Origin of the sequence: Bradyrhizobium sp. G127, assembly GCF_021502575.1 — a bacterium.
Classification (GTDB): domain Bacteria; phylum Pseudomonadota; class Alphaproteobacteria; order Rhizobiales; family Xanthobacteraceae; genus Afipia.
The window spans coordinates 548,018-564,818 of record NZ_JAKFGN010000001.1 but is presented as its reverse complement, the minus strand read 5'-3'; the positions used below and the strand labels follow the sequence as shown (position 1 = coordinate 564,818).

Genomic DNA, 16,801 nt, shown 5'->3' with positions numbered 1-16,801 from the left:
GTGTCGGACCAAATCTGACCATGCTCGCCATAAGGCATGTTTTCTCAGTGGTGTTTAAACCAGCCGACGCCTTTGATATTGTTGAACGAGTCTGTACGATGGCATTCGAAACACTGGTTTACTTGAGCATGCTCCCGACCGGTAATACCCCGGTCCATCATCTGGAAATGCATCATGTAGTGACTCGGCGGTGCTTGATGGCACTGCGCGCAGTCTTTCGAAGTCGGCGATGGGTGCAAGAATGGGGAAATCCGCCAAGTCGCGGTCGCATGACAGTTCGCGCAGTCCCGCCCAAACAGCTCCCGATGCGGATCACGGTTGCTGTGGCAGCCTGCGCAGTCGAGTTGCGACTTCTCAACCGGCTCCGAGGCGGGTAGCCCCAAGAGCTCTTTCAAATCGTCCACCATCTGGCGCGGAACGTTCGGATGTCCTGTGTCGCCATAGGCAGCATGTGAACCGATCCGAACGAGAGAGGTGTGAGCCATTTTTATCGGCCGCGCTGCACCGGTGTGCTCTACATGGCAACCAGTGCAGTTCTGGGCGTTTGCGTGAAATGCGGTCGACTGCTTGGCCAGGTCGGTAGCAGCCGTGGTATGACAGTTGATACAGGCAGTTGCCTCAACACCGCGGGTCGGCGTGTGACAGGATTCGCATTTCTCAGCAAGAAACGAGTGCTTTGCGGAAAGCGGCCCAGGCTGGAACGAGGCCTGCCAGCCTGGAAACGATATCGATCCCTTTTTGTAGAGAGTTCCAATAGCCGCTACGCTACTTACCAGCGCCAGCGTGATCAGCGCTGTATAGAATGCGCCAAGCTTCTTCACGATAGCCACCGCAATCCATAATAGATCTCGCCCGCCACGTGAAGCGACAATAGGAAATACATCACGATCGCCGCCACAACATGCGCGACGATCCACGGCGTAAAGATGCGCTTCACCCCTTCGCGCGATCCGATAGCATATTCCAGATCGGCTATGCCATCGACGAGTTGCAGAATCGGCACTTCAAGCAAGGTCGATGCGCTAGGGAGCGGGCCGTTTCCCGCCGCGCTACGGTTTGCCAAAGCGGCTGCCGTGCGGTCGTATGCGGACCTTAGCGTTGCCAACCGCGCTTGCTCCTCGCGCAGCTCCGCTGCGGTCTCAGGCAGGTGGTATCTGCCCACGAGCCCTGTTACCACCACCACCAGCATACTGATCACCAGTGCGACACCAAGCGCACTCTGGTACTTGTGGCCAGTGTGCAAGATAGCAAGAAAAGCTCCGAACACGCCCGCATAGACGTGAAATGCGAGAAGAGCGCGCATCGATATCAGCCGGGTGATCAGTGACCTCAGCCCGAGACTGCGCTTGGCAAGCGGATAAATGAGTAGGGAGACCATCAAGGTTGCGGCGATGGTACCAAGCGCAAATCCCGCCAGGCTTCCGGCAAATCGTTGCGATGTATGAAGGACGAACGCAGGAACCAAAAAGAGCAACATGGTGAGCACGAGCCCAACGATAGCGCGCTCTGCCCCGCTCATGTCAGGCCTCGACGACTAGGTTATCGATCGACTTCGCTTGGCACGCCAAGATGAGGCCACGAGCCTTGTCATCGGTCGTCAAGGCCTCTTCAACCTCCATCGTTACCTTGCCTTCAAGAAGCTGGGTCTTGCATACCCCGCAAATGCCGGCGCGGCAGGAATAGTCGATCGGCACACCAACGGATTCCGCAACCTCGAGTACGCTCTTGTCGGGTGGGAGGGGCGCCACCTTGTTCGATTTTGAGAAGCGTATCGAGGCCGTTGCTGGACCAATAGCCGGTACATTCGCCTCAGACGGAGCGATTGCAGCGCCGGTGGATCTGACCTCGCTTACCACGGTGAAACCGGGTGGTGGCACCGCTCCGAGGGCCGGTCCGAACGCCTCTGTCTTGATCTGTTCTGCCGGAACTCCAATCTCGGCAAGGAGCTTCTTCATCGCCTGCATCATACCCGGCGGGCCGCACAGATGGATGCGACGCTTCACCAAGTCGGGAACGGACTGTGTAAGAAACTCCCGACTAATCTGTCCTTCGGCCCCCATCCAAGACGTACCAGCGGCCCGCGCCATTGTGGCCGCCACATGCAGATGACGCATGCGGCGCTGGCGAAATTCCAGCTCGCTGCGAAAGATGAAGTGCTCGGTCGTCTGAGCGCCGTAGATGAGGAAGATCTCTCCAGGCCACGCCGTATCGTCGAGATAGCGAATGGCCGCCATGAGGGGGGTGATACCGACACCCCCGCCGATGAGCACCACGCCCTCGGATTCTTTACCTGTAAACGTGAATGCGCCGGAGGGTCCCATTACGTCCACCAAGTCGCCCTCGGAGATCTTCTGGTGCATGTAGTCCGAGAAAATCCCTTTGTCCTCACGCTTGATGGTGGTCTCGACATAAGCGGTCTGCGCGGCCGATGATGCAATCGTATAGGACCGTTTCACCACCTTGCCGTCGATCTCGGCGGAGTAGGTGAGAAATTGGCCTGGTTCGAAACTGAAGGGAATCGGCCCACCGCCTGGATCCCTCAGCCTGAACGTCTTGACGTTGGGAGTTTCATCGAAGATAGCAACAACGCGCAATTTCCCTTTCCAGAGCCCCGGACCCGTACGGCCAGCTTGACCAGCCGGACCAATCGCTACGACAGAGGGTGGCAGCCCGGTCACCGGCGCGGGTGAAACCATCGGATCTGCAACACCAAGTGTCCCGCCAGGGGATGACCGTGCCGACGGGGTGACCGCCGCCGGGCCAAGCGCTGCGGCAGGCGTGCCACCGACCAGACGATCCACGAGCGCATTCGCGCGGCGCATGCGCATCAGATAAACAGCAACCATGGCAACCGCGAAGGTTGCCACCAATGCCATTGTGATCAAATGAAACCAGGAGAGACCGAGCGGCCCGACCACTTCTTGATCGTGCCGATCAGATACGAGGCTCATCTGACTTTTGAACCAATCCAATGCGATTTGCTGAGGCGGCGCCCCTTCAGCGAGTGATCGCAGCGTCGTCGTTCCACTCTTGACCTGATTCAATGCGTCCCGGAGACGTGATGCGGCTTGCTCGCCGCCAGCCGTGTCGCCAGCCGCATTAGCGTGACGCAGTTCGTCCTGCGCACGCGCGATCTCATCCGTACCTGAACTGATCCAACCACGTGCCTGCGCCTCGATGCTTTGACGCTGCTCGTCGGTCAGCGACGGGAGAGCCATCAGGGATGGGTAAAACTCCTTACGCCCCCCGCCCATGCAGCCGCCGCCCATACAGCCGCCCGCCATCATTCCGCTCATGGCGCCGCCCCCGCCCGAACTCATTCCCCCTGCGGCCGGCGCAGCGCTCGGCGTGTTTGCGGGTGCGTCCTTTTGATTTGTTGGCGGCTCTATATTGGGGGAGATCGGACTCGCGCCAGCATTGGGATGATGCTCGGAGTGACCATCTTGCGCCTGAGCCATAACCCAACGGCTTTGAGCGGTCGCGCGCACTTCGGGGATGAAGGTATCAGACGGGAGCAGCAGACGGATTCCAACTGATATCTGGCTTTCTTGCAAACGACCAGCGTTTGCTGCCCGGCCCTCGATAAGACCGAAAACAGCAAGCGCAACAATTCCTACGATTGTTCGTTGCAGCGGATTTTCCAACGTCGCATATCTCATGTGCGTTGTGAGCACCGAGAAGTCAGAATGCCCCGATCAGCGGCAAAAGTATCGTATCTGAAGTACGCCTCTGCTCCTCGTTCAGCGCCGCGTACAGGCGGTTGTATGCTGCACGCGAGGATTTGACCGCCTCAAGCCGTTCTGCCAAGTGTTTTTCGTAGGCTTCGAGACGCTCGGCCGAGGTTATTTTCTTATCGGAAGCCACAAGTTGCTGAGCCTGGACAAGGTGCGAGCGCGCGGATCGCAGTGCATCCGCCAGCGCATTCCAGTCACCAACCTGCTTGTCCGAAATCTGCAGTTCTGCTTTCAAAAAGGCGATCCGCCCTTCTGTTCGATCAGTAATGTCGGTTGATGCTGCGGTCCCCGCAGTGCCTGGCATTCCGCACATCTGTCGCATCATCCGTTCCATCATCATGCCACCGGGTTGGTTCATTGAACCTGAACCCATTTTATCCTGATCCTTTTGCGGCATTTCCATCTTATCGTCGTCCATCATGCGTCCCATCTTCGGAGACTGACCGCCCGGCGTCCCCATGCCAGGATCGGCCTTTTTCGAAGAGTCCGGCTGCATGGATTTCATGTCATCCATCGCAACGATGAAGCGACTGGGTGACTGTTGCCCAGCAACTGATACGCTTTGTGGATACCCGAAAGCGGCGATGATTGCGCTTGCGGCTGCGATAGCGAGCAGCTTGACAGAATTCTTCATCGGAATCTCCTCGATCACTGCGCTCGACAAATGCCGAGTTGGCCGTCGTAATCTTCAAGAGTCCTTGTAAGCCTGAAATTCCCTTCGTAAATTGACCCAGGTTAAGTTTTATAAATACAGCACTCGCTCAGCATCCGGCGACTTCGAGCATGTCCGAGAAATTGGGGCCTCGAGCTGAAATTATATAAAATGATGATCGATAATCAGACCAGCGATCCGGAATACCGCTGCGGGGCGTGGAGGAGATTACGGAAGCCATTTACTGGATCTTCCTCAACTGTTGCCTCCAAGCGATTTCAGATCTGTAGAACGCCAACGTGGTGAAGTGGTTACATCCGATGCGGATGGACCAACATATAATTTCGTCTTTACTTACGACGAGCGTTCAAGGTTTGCTTGGAAAAGCCTCCGCCATCGTGCAGAGCTGTCGAACGCCCTCTTTGGATCATCCAATGACGAAAGGCGAGTGCGAATCGATCAACAGGATGACCGAGACACTTGAACAATTTCGAAAGCAGCGTGACTCGTGCCGGAACGGACTTTGACCTGATCTATCAGCTTTCCTCTGAACGACTCGATCGTGTCACGCCTTGCCTTTATGCGACCGAGAAGAGGCAGAATTAGTTTTCAATTCGTTTGAACTTACCGCGTTCACAAGACATCTTTTTCCCCATTCTGAGCGTCTGCCTTATATCGGCGCCAAGGCCATTGGCCTTCGATCTCGATCTGCAAAGAAAAGCTCAAGAACGTTCGAATGACGATGATCAACCCAAGAATCCCCAGTCTTTCGAACGTTGGCACGATCGCCACCATGCCTATGATGTCAGCCGCGATGAGGAACTCAAGGCCCAACAGGATACCGCGCCCAAGATTGGCGCGATACGAGCGGAACGCTCCATTCCATTCGCCTCGATAGGTCTGAATAACCGACCAACCGCTTGCAGCAATCACGCCGAGAACAATGACCGTCACACCGAGCATCTCGATGCCGAATGCCATCCAGTGGAGCACGTGAAGCACCGCCGCTCGCGCCTCAATGCTGAGAACCATTTCGGAAGTCATCATGCTTCCATTCTCCCTTCGCACTGATTCTCACGCTGTTCCACTGATACTGCATGAGACACGAGTCGTCATATAAGCAAAAACTTAGACTTCCGCACCGACTCAGGTTTGCTCCGCCAGCACCTTCGGCTTTCCGTAGATGCCGCTAATAACCTCCGATCTAGCTTGTTCGATCAGCGCCCCTCAACCCGGGAAAGCGGCTTTCGCGAGCAGCCCCGTCCATACGCACCGATAACAGCTTGTCGACCTGTTTCGACCATGACCGATAGTAGGCTACGCCTGTCATGATCGACAGTCCGGCGACACCGACAAACAATTGGGCCAGAATTCCATTCGAGATTGTGTCGAGTGCCAAGTGGGCCGCGAAGGAGAGAAAAACCCCGAGACAAAATACCGCAAGAGATTGTTGGCCGCACTTGATCAATGGACGAAACACCGGCCAGTTGAGACCTGACCAGTCACTGGGCATAAAGCGGACGACAAGCAAGGTTAAACTAGCCAAGTGCAGCATTCTGTAAGGGGCGAGGTTCGTCTTATCATTGGGGACGAATACCTCCATCACCATAGCAGGAAACATCTTCTGCAACTCTGGAATCCGCTCTGACAAAGTCAGCAGAAGGGCAAAGACTAAAAATCCAACGCTTAGGAGTAGTGCCAGCCGAGACTGGATCACAAATCGAAGCGTATGGGCGCCTCCCAATACAAGCCAGGCGCCCAGGACGAAGGCCAACTGCCACGTGAGCGGGTTGAAATACCAAACGCCCGCAGGGTAAGCGTGAAGATTCCACTGAAAATATCGCGCAGCCACATAAAGCAGTACAGAGCCAACCATAACCAAGTTTCGCCATCGCAGCATAAGCCAGAGGACTGGTGGAAATAGTCCCATCAATACGATGTAAAGAGGCAGCACATCTAAATTAAGTGGCTTGAGCCTCAATATCAGCCCCTGGCTAAGAGTTTCAACCGGATACTCCATTAGACGGGCAACATTGAATTGATCCATCAGATGGGGAACGTCAAAATTATGTGCCACGTAGTGAATCGACGTCACGTAGAAGACAAAGAGCAATATGTGCGCGACATAGATCTGCCAAACGCGTCGCATCAATCTTGTGGCACCTATGACGAACCCATGCGCCACCATCATTCGACCGAAGACCAATGTTGCTGTGTAACCCGATATGAACACAAACAGGTCGGCTCCATCGCTGAAGCCATAATTCCGCGTCGTGAACCATGAGAGAATCGTGCCGGATATGTGCCCCAAAAAGATCGCCCAATTGGCAAGTCCTCGGAATAAATCGAGGCGAACATCGCGCTGTGTAGTTGGGAAAATGGCGTCAACTTGCATCTGTCGGTCCGGGATAGTTACTGGCGAATCATCGCCTCACCGTACACTTGGTCGAGGAAATCGCACGCTCTACAGGACGCGCCGACCCGAAAACGTTTGACCTCGACACCCGCATTGGATGGCACGCCATCCGCTCACGATAGATACCAGCCGCACTCAATGTCATCGACTTAGTCATGGTATCCGGGATATCGAGCGCGATCCCGAACAGGAGCAAGAGCCATTCATAGAATTCTGCATTGATCCAAGGTTACAGCGCCAATTATACAAAGCACAATAATCGTGATACCGGGAAATCTTCTAAAGTCATTTTGCGGAAGTTAAAGACCACAAGACAAGCAGCCGACGCGTAAGGGATGAAGACGAATGACGATCTATAGCGGCCCTGTTTTCGATATGGCGTCGCAACAATTCAGCGTTATAGCTGATCATCTGTCGATCCCTATCAATGAGCGCGATCGTCTGTTGATGCCCAAGCGTGCTATCACGATCTCTTGCCCGATTCATCGTGACGACGGGACCACCGCGGTGTTTGAGGGTTATCGCGTCCAGCATCACTTAACGTTGGGCCCAACGAAGGGCGGTACCCGCTTTGCGGGCAGTGTTGATCTCGGCGAGGTCGCTGCGCTTGCGATCTGGATGAGTTGGAAATGCGCGCTCGTCGGCCTTCCGTATGGTGGCGCGAAGGGTGGGATCGGCGTCGATCCGGCCAGCCTTTCAAAGCGTGAACTAGAATCTCTATCGCGCCGCTATATGCAGGAGATGATTCCGTTCGTCGGACCTCACACCGACATTATGGCGCCCGATATGGGGACGAACGAGCAAGTGATGGCGTGGTTCATGGATACATATTCCATGTACCACGGCCGCACGGTGACGGAGATCGTAACCGGCAAGCCGGTTAGTGCTGGCGGTACGCTCGGGCGTCGGGAAGCGACGGGCCGTGGCGTCGCATATCTCGCCAGGCGGGTAATGAGCGATCTATCGATCAACTTGAGTGATGCTACGGCTGTTATTCAGGGTTTCGGTAACGTCGGCTCAATTGCTGCGCTGGAACTAAGCAACATGGGCGTCAGGATCATCGCCGTAAGCGATCACACTGGTGCCCTGTATAGGGCGGCAGGTCTCGATGTGCCAGATTTGATAAAGCACGTCTCCGCACATGGGAATCTGGCCGGTTACTCGAACGAACTTTCGTACGATCCGGCGAACATTCTGACGCTGCCGTGCGACGTTTTGGTGCCGGCTGCGATAGAGCGCGTTATCGACGCGAAGGCTGCCGACGAACTGCGGTGCAGGATTGTAGCAGAAGGAGCCAATGGACCGACTACACCGGAAGCTGATCTGGTGCTGGAGAGGCGTCAAAAAGAAATATTTCTGATACCTGATATCCTTTGCAATTCGGGCGGAGTGATTGTGAGTTATTTTGAATGGGTACAAGACCTGCAACAATTATTCTGGGAAGAAGATGAGGTTATGCGGCGCGAATTTCAAATCCTTGATCGTGCTTTCGATCAGATGACGTTGCGCGCCAAGCGGGATAGAATCTTCAATCGAACAGCTGCCATGTCGATAGGTGTGGAACGTGTACGTGCCGCGAAAAATATGCGTGGACTGTTTCCATAACGAGTGCTGGAAGATCAAGTCATAGCCTTGAGGAAGATCAACATTTATATCCGATTGCCGTCTTAAATATTTTAGATATGGAGAGGCACCATGGCGATTAAGGACATTCTGTTACCACTCGTAACTTATCCGAAGCCAACGGGGAGCGCCGCGATCGAAAAAAGTGTCGCAATCGGCAAATACATTGGAGCTCGCATCTCCGCCATCGAAATGATTGTCAAGCCCGCAACTCCATATGCGGGGACGTTTATTCTGAATGATCTCTCCACGGTAGAGGCGACGGAATCCCAAAAACTCCTCCATCTTGCGGAAGAAATGTTGCAAGCATTTGAAAAAGCCGTTCGTTCCTCGCAGATAGCGCATGAGCAAAGATTGGTGCGTTGCACTACAGAGGATGTGACCTCTGTTCTGATCGAAAGCGCGCGTCTCAGGGATCTGACGCTAGTTGCAATCAGGGCATATGATGGCCCTCAGGAGAAATTTATCGAAGCGCTAATATTCGAATCCGGACGACCGATTTTGATTTTCTCGGAGGAGTTGGCGGACTCATTGCCTAGTTCGTTTGATCATGTTGCGATTGCTTGGGACCACAGTCAGCATGCCGCGAGAGCTGTAGCTGATGCGCTCCCTTTGCTTCAAAATGCCAAGATCATTCGCGTCTTTGCTGTGACAGACAATAGAACCGCCGCAGAGTTGGAGTCCGGCGCGGCCTTAACAAGACATCTTGCTGAGCATGGCATCAAAGCGACGTTTGAAACGATAAAAAGCGGTGATAGCTCCGTTGGAACGGTGATGGATGCCTACGTGAAGACTAACAATGTCGATCTCCTAGTAATGGGAGCTTATGGTCGCTCTCGGCTAAAGGAGTTTATTTGGGGTGGCGCAACATACACGATACTCGGGCAACCGCCGTGCTGGGTGATGATGTCGCACTAGGATCGACCCAACTCACAACCTCAGTAGTGACGCTAAGGGACGGTCACGGCGCATGACTCACTTTTCGAGCATAGAACATGCCAAAATAATAATGCGCAATATTAACCCAAATCAATTTTGGGAAAATTTCGAAAATGTAAAGAGGATACTGATGTCGAAAAGAGACCTAGGGTAGAACAGTGCATCCCTAAGTCTGCGGGGAGATGCGATGCTTAAGGTATTGGTTTGCGCATTATTGGCGGGCCTGTTTATGACCGCTACTCTTCCGGCTTTCGCATCGATGACCGGCGTTGAATGGCTTACGCGCATGGAGCAGATGCAAGCAACAAACGGACTTCCACCGTCGCGCCACGTTCGAACGCAGGGAACAGTGGAGGCGCTTGACGCTGGTCCGGGGACGGTCAATATTTTTCATCCCGAGATGCGAAGCCCCGATGGCAGCATATGGATGCCGGCCATGTATATGGTCTTCCATGTTACCTCTCGTAAACTGCTCAACGGATTGAAACCTGGCGATCATATTCATTTCATCGTAGGTCGACACCGTGGCGCTGTGATGATCACCCACATCGACAAAATTCCCTGACAGATGCTATTCGGTAGCTGTCGCAGGGACTTTACCCAATTGAGCGCGCACCGCCTCAGAAAAATTCACCCACTGAGTCATCATCGGCTCCAACATAGGCCGTTGGTAAAGCGCTGTCCTAGTTTACCTAGAATGTTGTTTATGCCGGATGAGAGCCACGATGTTGGTTCAGCTACTTAACGAGGTCTGAACCCACCGGAGCCCTCCGGCTGGTCGAACAATGCGGCTAGACTGCCGCTGACCTTAGGTTCAATCTTCAGATGGTGTCGGCGATCTAACGATTCTCGTGAGACACTCTCCGGAAATGACTCTGGCGTCGCGACGAGCCTAGTGGCTTCAGCTTGGCATACTCCTCAAGCGACTTCACTATGTAGCGCGGTTATCGTGTTAGCTGAGGACAATCAGCTCCGTCAGGGCTGCTTTACGGATCTCGGCCGGATTTACGCCGAAGATCAGAAGAAATTACACAGGATGGCTCCGCTTCGTCGTCACGCCGGCCGACTCGATTGTCCAAATAGCGTGTATTTTTAACGCACCACGAATCCGATCTATGCAATCACCAAACAGGCTGCGGTAAGTACTTCTTCATCCTAATATAGGCGCAGACAATCTCTGACTCCTAGGTGCAACATCGGGAAAAAATTCAAAGTAATTGGCTTGTCTGAAAGCAAGTGAACCCGCGATTTACTGACTCGTATCTCCACAAATGTCGGCCTACTACGCGTCTACGCTATGTTGTTAAAATTTCTTGCTTAAATACTAGGCACAAATTTGGTCGCTTACGTCCGACCAAACATTAACTTCGATCAATATATCGCTCGAGATTTTCAGCTTTCATATCGACATTCGATGCATACACGGAGAAGTTCGATGATCACGCGGAAGATGGTTGCTATCGCAGTTGCAGTTCAGTTCATGGCGGTTCCCGCCATGGCGCAGACCGCATCTGACACAGGAAATGCGCATCACTATCAAGGAGGATCAAAAACGGGAGTGCCTCACTCGACGACGCATCCAAAGTCCCCGTCTAAAAAGACTGGTGTGAACACCGGGACTGGGGGTCATCACTATGAAGGCGGTCCCAAAACGGAGGTGCCTCACCACATGGGTGACAAAAAATAGCAACGCGCGGCGCTGGGAAGACGGCAAATGTTCCTGCGAGTTGATTTGAATGAATCGCAAAACGTTTGTCGTCAGCCTGTCTGCTCCTCGGACACCCGCGCCGGCACCATCTGCTCCTTAAGTGTCGCCCTCAGGCACCTCAACTAGCGGCCTTCGTACCAACAAACTGCATGAATGGTTGCTGCCCGGTCGCTCCGAAAATGACCACTTCGTACTTCTGAGGCGCGCCGCCCTCCATTCCAGGTGATCCGATGGGCATTCCGGGAACTGCCAACCCGACAGCTTTGGGTCGCTTCGCTAATAATTGCAGTACAGCAGCGACGGGGACATGCCCCTCCAGAACGTATCCGCCCACCTCAGCGGTATGACAAGCGGTCAGTTCAGGCGGCACCCCCAGACGCTTCCGAACAATGTTGGGGCTTGTCGTTTCATCAACTTTAACCGCGAAACCGGCTTCCTTGAGATGGCGAACCCAACCCGTGCAGCAATCACAATTTGGATCCTTAAACACCGAAACCACGGCTCTATCGGCAGCAGCAGCACCTAGCGGAAACGCCACCAGTGCAGCAGTCAATCTCAGGGTACCTCGCCGCGTGAAAAGGCGTTGATATTCTCCCAAGTTATTCATGCGTAATCCTGTCTGCTATTGTCAAAGAGACTTAATCATTACCGATACGATCGCATTCGATTATTTGTGCGTCGATCGGAATCGTTCCGATCTCTCCTTTACTTGGATTTTTGAAGGGTGATGACGGTGATCTGTCCATTGACCCGGTCAGCATCGAACTTGACCTTGTCCCCCACCTTGACGGTCTTCAGCATCGCAGGATCCTGAACCCGGAACACCATCGTCATCCCTTCATCCATATCTAGCTTCTTGATGGGACCGTGCTTCAACGTGATTTTTCCGGCAGCCTCATCGATCTTCACGACCGAGCCTTCAACGGGAGCTGTTTGAGCCTCCGCAACGAAGCTCATAAATCCGATCGAAAGTCCGGCGGCGATAGCCAGAAGTTCTTTACGCATGTGTTTTTCCTTTCAGTTGGTTGACCGTTATAGGGAAGGTTTTCTTTCACGCTGCCAGCGCTGCATCCTGTTGCGCACATCGCGCAGGGAAAACAGCCCTCCAACGACCAAACGCGCGACAAAATCAGGACAGAAGTGAAATTCTTGGACGGCAAGCAGACTGCCGCGCTTGCCAGCGAGGCCCTTTTTGAACTGCCTGATTCCCGGATCGCCGGGACCGCCAAGTTCGTACCAGCGCACCGCGGAATGCTCGTGTAACCAGCGAATGACGTGCCACTGCAATACGTAGCCGGCATTCAGCTCGACGGCCTTATTGCTGCTCGCGCCGAAGACATAATAGGCAAGATCACCCACGATACTGAATGCAACACCGCCGATGGCCTTCCCTTCATGGTAAGCTAAGGCGACCTGCATGTTCATTCGCTCCGGAAGCCCCACGAGATCAGGGATGAATGCAGGGAGATCGACTCCGGGGTAGTTCAGATTTTTGCGAAGAACCATCTCGCCGTAGATGGCCTGGAATGTCTTAATAGTGTTCGGATCAGTGGCGATGCGAATATCAAGATCGTTTCCCAATCCCTTTTGTAGGTTATAGCGCCATGTCTTTCCCAAGCTCTTTCGTTGTTCGGATTCATCGATGGACACGTCTACGAAATAGCGGTCGAGCATGGTCGTTGAATTGCCGGTTAGGCCCAGTTCTTGCAGCTCCTTCGCCTCTTGCGGATAAAAATCGGGATGCGGACGAGGCCGCACAATGAGATATAGCTTTCGCTTGCCGCCGTACTCTTCAATTAGAGCGCGAATAACGTCTTTGTAAGTGTCACTTATTTCGGAATCTAGCCTACGCCAGAAAGGCCCGAACCGAACTAATGCCAAGCCACGCTTGAGACCAGGAACAAGATAGAGGCCGACCCGAGCGCCTCCAACCGATACACCGTCACGTTTTAATAGAATATGGCTCGAACGTTCTCCTCGTTGCCCGGCACTATAGATTGCGGTCTGCTCATAATGCGTGTCAGAAAACATGCTCATTTCAGTGTGCCAGACGTCATCAGGCACACTGTCGAGAATACCTTCCATTCGATAGCGCGCCTTCATGACAGAGTTGTCCACTTCACTTTACGACAACCGTGCCGACCATGCCGGACTCGCGATGTCCGGGAATCAGGCACGCAAATTCGAACTGACCTAGCTTGCTAAACTTCCAAACGATCTCGCTGCTCTTCTTCGGATCAATCCGCTTGGCGTTTGGGTCATCGTGCTCCATATCCGGATTCTTCTTCATCACCTCGGCATGTTTAAGATTGTCCGCAGTGCTTGCCAGCACGAACTCATGTTCAAGGTCGCCGTTATTCTTAAGGACGAACTTAATCTGCTCGTCAGCACGAACCTCGATACGATCTGGGATGAACTGCATTTTGCCGTCCGACTCTCGCATGACGACCTGCACGATCCGGGCGGGCTTTTTGGAGTCTCCAGGTTCGCCCGCCGAGTAGCCCGCGCCGTGGCTATGACCTGGTTCACCTACACCTGCGTTGGCTGAAATCGTTGCAGCACCTATCAACGCCAATGCTGCCGCGTAAACTTCAGGTTTTCTCATTTGGTTCTCCCGTTAATGGTTGCTCATGTGGCTGCCCTTTGTGCCTGGCTTGACCACATTGATTTCGACATTTGGTTTGTTTGATGAAGGTGCTTCTGTCTTTCGCGCCGGAGCAGCGGACGGATTTTCGACTTCGTAGGCCACCGTTCCGGCCGGATTCTTGTAAGGACCTGGATCCTTGTAATCGCCGGGGGCGATCCCATCGCGCACCTTCACCGTCGTGAACATACCGCCCATCTCAAGGGGCCCGAACTGGCCGAAGCCGGTCATCATGGGAATAGTATTGTCTGGCAACGGCATTTCCATCTCACCCATGTCCGCCATGCCGGCACTACCCATTGCCATGTAATCGGGTGCGAGCTTGCGGATGGGTTTGACTAGATCGCGGCTTCGGGCACCAATAAAATTCCGAATATTGTGCCCCATGGCGTTCATCGTGTGATGTGACTTGTGGCAATGCAGCGCCCAGTCGCCTTCCGCATCGGCTACAAACTCGTAAGCGCGCATGGCGCCGACCGGAATATCGATGGTGACTTCCGGCCAACGCGCTTCTGGCCGAACCCATCCGCCATCCGTACACGTCACCTCAAAATCGTAACCATGCATATGTATCGGATGATTGGTCATGGTGAGATTACCAACGCGAACCCGCACGCGATCGTCCTTGCGCACAACCAGCGGATCGATGCCCGGGAAGATCCGTGTGTTGAAGGTCCACATGTTGAAATTCAGCATCTCCGCGACCTTTGGCAAATATGTCCCGGGATCGATGTCGTACGCGCTAAGCAGGAAGACAAAGTCGCGATCTACCCGCATGAATGTCGGATCCTTGGGGTGAACGACAAAGAACCCCATCATGCCCATTGCCATTTGCACCATTTCATCAGCATGTGGGTGGTACATAAAAGTGCCGCTCTTCTTCAGAACGAACTCGTAGACGAAGGTCTTACCGGGCTTGATATGCGGTTGGGTCAGGCCACCGACGCCGTCCATCCCGTTCGGGAGCAGCATTCCGTGCCAGTGAACTGTCGTGTGTTCAGGCAATTTGTTGGTGACGAAAATGCGGACCTTATCGCCTTCGACCGCTTCAATCGTAGGTCCCGGCGACTGGCCATTATAGCCCCATAGGTGTGCTTTCATTCCAGGCGCCATCTCACGGACCACCGGTTCAGCGACAAGATGGAACTCCTTCCAGTCACCGTTCATACGCCAAGGCAAGGTCCAACCGTTTAGCGTCACGACCGGCTGATAATCCGGCCCCGTTGTCGGGTGTAAAGGCGGTTGCATCGTATTGGTGGTGGTGACCGCCGCTTCCGGAATGCTTGCCGCTTGCACACGTCCGCTAATTGCAGTTGCACTGGCAAGGACCGCAGCACTTCCGAGTAAACCTCTCCTTGAAATCATGTCAGTGCTCCTTTCAATCGCCTGCCGCACCGGATGTGCTGGTGGTTGCAAACGCGACCTCGGCTGGACCGGATAAACCGCCGCCGACGACGGCTGTTGTGAGGTTGGTGCTGGCAAGCCAGAATTCTCGCCGCATCGCGATCGCCGCCAAATTCACGGTGATGCGCTGTCGTGCTTCAAGCAGCAAATCGAAAACATCGATGAGCATGCCGTTGTAACGAAGCTGGGCCTCTTCGGAGATGATCTTCCGCAGCGGCAGAACCTCCCGCGTGTAGTGGTTCGCGACGTCATATGTCGACCGGTAGCTTTGATAGGCGGCGCGTGCTTCCGAACGGACGTTGACAGCCCGTTGCAGCAACCGATTGACGGACCCCATGTAAGTCGCCTCGGCTTCGCGCACGCGCACTTCGCCGAAATCGAAGATTGGAATTTCAAACGCGACATCAAAGCCGCGATCCTTGGTACGCTGGCCTGTTGCCTTGTCCCTGGTGATTTTATCGGCGTAGCCGGCATCCAGGACATTGATGAATCGTGTCGCCTGGGTGAGACCATATGCCTTGGCGAGCGCGTCAACCTCCATCCGTGAAATTTGCAAATCGACGCGGCGCCGAACGGCTTCGGCCTCAATGTTGGCCAGCGCCTGCACGCGCTTCGGCAGCGGCGGAAGTGTGTTCGGAAGCCTAAACTCGAGATCGCTTCCCCACACACCCATCGCGCGGATCAGAGCTTCGCGAGTGGCCGCCTCGCCCGATTTTGCAGTAGCACGCTGTACGGCCAGTTCGGCGTAGAACGCCTGCTCACGTGCCTGATCGAGTTTGTTCATGGCGCCAGTTTCGCCGAGCCTCGTCGCAAGCTTGGCGGACGTTTCGGCCGCACCTACCGCTTGGGTCAAGAACTCACTGAGCTCGCGCGCGGCAACCGCTTGATAGTATGCGCGGCGTGTGTCGGCTGCTATACGCAACGTCTCCCAGACCGCGCGCAATTGCGCTTGCCTGAATTTTTCCGCTGCGATCTCAGATCTTGCCGGCAGGGTCGCTAGTGCCAGCACGCTAACGATGATCTGGCGATCTATCTCCACTTCCGCTGAACCCGCGATGCGCGATAGCGAAATGGACGGGTTTGGCGGCAGGCTCTCGCCCACCATGACCGCTTCCGCAAAAGCCAGATCGTTGAACGCCGCCTGCAATCCGCGATTGTTCAGCAGCGCAATCTGGACCGCCGCATCGGCCGTCAGACTGCTCGCCAAAAGCTTGTCAACAACGGCGCGCGATGACGCCACATCGTCTGCCGTCTTCAGTGCGACGACGTCCCTGTTCATCTCCTGACGTGCGACGTCCGATACGAAGCTCATCCCACCGTCGGTGGAGAACTGTGCGCAGCCGGATGTGAGAGCGGCCAGCCCGACGATCAGAAGCAATCGGATCCGAACACTCAGAAGTGGGATGGTCAGCGGAGCGAACGTTGCTTGGGAAACTCTGAAAATATCCATGTTGCCGCTCCTACTGGCTCGACTTAGGCGCGGAGCGCTGGTTTTGTTCGACCCAAGGTCCCGGCGAGACCGGGCGCATGCTCGTGTAGGAACTGAACCGAGATCGATAGACAACGCCTGAAACCTTGGCGCTTGGATCTACCGGGTCGGCTCGCACCAACGGAACATCCGGCGGCATACATCCTCCAAGCGTAATAGCGACGACCGCCATTCCCGTAAGAATGTTAAATT

At 54.5% G+C, this 16,801-nt stretch carries 15 protein-coding genes; 3 read left to right on the top strand and 12 right to left on the bottom strand.

The window, feature by feature from the left end; genetic code table 11:
• Window positions 1-44: 44 nt before the first annotated feature.
• From LVY71_RS02750 to LVY71_RS02725, 6 genes are all read right to left on the bottom strand, one after another.
• Window positions 45-821 (bottom strand): cytochrome c3 family protein, encoded by a 777-nt coding sequence (locus tag LVY71_RS02750; RefSeq protein ID WP_235097964.1) that lies wholly within the window; start codon window positions 819-821, stop codon window positions 45-47.
• On the bottom strand, window positions 818-1,519 hold the full coding sequence (locus tag LVY71_RS02745; RefSeq protein ID WP_235097962.1) for an iron reductase: 702 nt from the start codon (window positions 1,517-1,519) through the stop codon (window positions 818-820). The genes LVY71_RS02750 and LVY71_RS02745 overlap by 4 nt, the downstream gene beginning before the upstream one ends.
• A 1-nt stretch (window position 1,520) precedes the next feature.
• On the bottom strand, window positions 1,521-3,218 hold the full coding sequence (locus LVY71_RS02740) for a 2Fe-2S iron-sulfur cluster-binding protein (protein ID WP_502797569.1): 1,698 nt from the start codon (window positions 3,216-3,218) through the stop codon (window positions 1,521-1,523).
• A 463-nt stretch (window positions 3,219-3,681) separates the two neighbouring features.
• Window positions 3,682-4,368, bottom strand: a complete 687-nt coding sequence (locus LVY71_RS02735) for a Spy/CpxP family protein refolding chaperone (protein ID WP_235097961.1) — start codon at window positions 4,366-4,368, stop codon at window positions 3,682-3,684.
• Between the two features lie 651 nt (window positions 4,369-5,019).
• Window positions 5,020-5,433 (bottom strand): DUF1622 domain-containing protein, encoded by a 414-nt coding sequence (locus tag LVY71_RS02730; RefSeq protein ID WP_235097960.1) that lies wholly within the window; start codon window positions 5,431-5,433, stop codon window positions 5,020-5,022.
• A gap of 157 nt (window positions 5,434-5,590) precedes the next feature.
• A complete protein-coding gene (locus LVY71_RS02725) occupies window positions 5,591-6,781 on the bottom strand; it encodes an OpgC domain-containing protein (RefSeq protein WP_235097957.1) in 1,191 nt (396 codons plus the stop codon).
• Window positions 6,782-7,147: 366 nt separating this feature from the next.
• Between LVY71_RS02725 and LVY71_RS02720 the strand changes: the two genes are divergently transcribed.
• The 3 genes from LVY71_RS02720 to LVY71_RS02710 all read left to right on the top strand — a co-directional run bounded on the left by LVY71_RS02720 (window position 7,148) and on the right by LVY71_RS02710 (window position 9,929).
• A complete protein-coding gene (locus LVY71_RS02720; RefSeq protein ID WP_235097955.1) occupies window positions 7,148-8,407 on the top strand; it encodes a Glu/Leu/Phe/Val family dehydrogenase in 1,260 nt (419 codons plus the stop codon).
• A 90-nt stretch (window positions 8,408-8,497) separates the two neighbouring features.
• Window positions 8,498-9,343, top strand: coding sequence for a universal stress protein (locus LVY71_RS02715; RefSeq protein WP_235097953.1), 846 nt, complete (start codon window positions 8,498-8,500; stop codon window positions 9,341-9,343).
• Window positions 9,344-9,551: 208 nt separating this feature from the next.
• Window positions 9,552-9,929, top strand: coding sequence for a copper-binding protein (locus tag LVY71_RS02710; RefSeq protein WP_235097951.1), 378 nt, complete (start codon window positions 9,552-9,554; stop codon window positions 9,927-9,929).
• A 1,261-nt stretch (window positions 9,930-11,190) separates the two neighbouring features.
• Here LVY71_RS02710 and LVY71_RS02700 read toward each other — a convergent pair.
• The 6 genes from LVY71_RS02700 to LVY71_RS02675 all read right to left on the bottom strand — a co-directional run bounded on the left by LVY71_RS02700 (window position 11,191) and on the right by LVY71_RS02675 (window position 16,570).
• A complete protein-coding gene (locus LVY71_RS02700) occupies window positions 11,191-11,679 on the bottom strand; it encodes a DUF411 domain-containing protein (protein ID WP_235097947.1) in 489 nt (162 codons plus the stop codon).
• 98 nt (window positions 11,680-11,777) lie between these two features.
• Window positions 11,778-12,077, bottom strand: coding sequence for a copper-binding protein (locus tag LVY71_RS02695; RefSeq protein ID WP_235097944.1), 300 nt, complete (start codon window positions 12,075-12,077; stop codon window positions 11,778-11,780).
• Between the two features lie 27 nt (window positions 12,078-12,104).
• Window positions 12,105-13,175, bottom strand: coding sequence for a lipid II:glycine glycyltransferase FemX (locus tag LVY71_RS02690; protein WP_235097941.1), 1,071 nt, complete (start codon window positions 13,173-13,175; stop codon window positions 12,105-12,107).
• A 16-nt stretch (window positions 13,176-13,191) separates the two neighbouring features.
• Window positions 13,192-13,677 carry a cupredoxin domain-containing protein gene (locus LVY71_RS02685; protein ID WP_235097940.1) on the bottom strand — a complete coding sequence of 162 codons (486 nt, stop codon included), beginning with the start codon at window positions 13,675-13,677 and terminating at the stop codon, window positions 13,192-13,194.
• Between the two features lie 12 nt (window positions 13,678-13,689).
• Window positions 13,690-15,081, bottom strand: a complete 1,392-nt coding sequence (locus LVY71_RS02680) for a multicopper oxidase family protein (RefSeq protein ID WP_235097938.1) — start codon at window positions 15,079-15,081, stop codon at window positions 13,690-13,692.
• Between the two features lie 13 nt (window positions 15,082-15,094).
• Complete coding sequence (locus tag LVY71_RS02675) at window positions 15,095-16,570, bottom strand: TolC family protein (protein WP_235097936.1); 1,476 nt, start codon at window positions 16,568-16,570, stop codon at window positions 15,095-15,097.
• Between the last annotated feature and the right edge of the window lie 231 nt (window positions 16,571-16,801).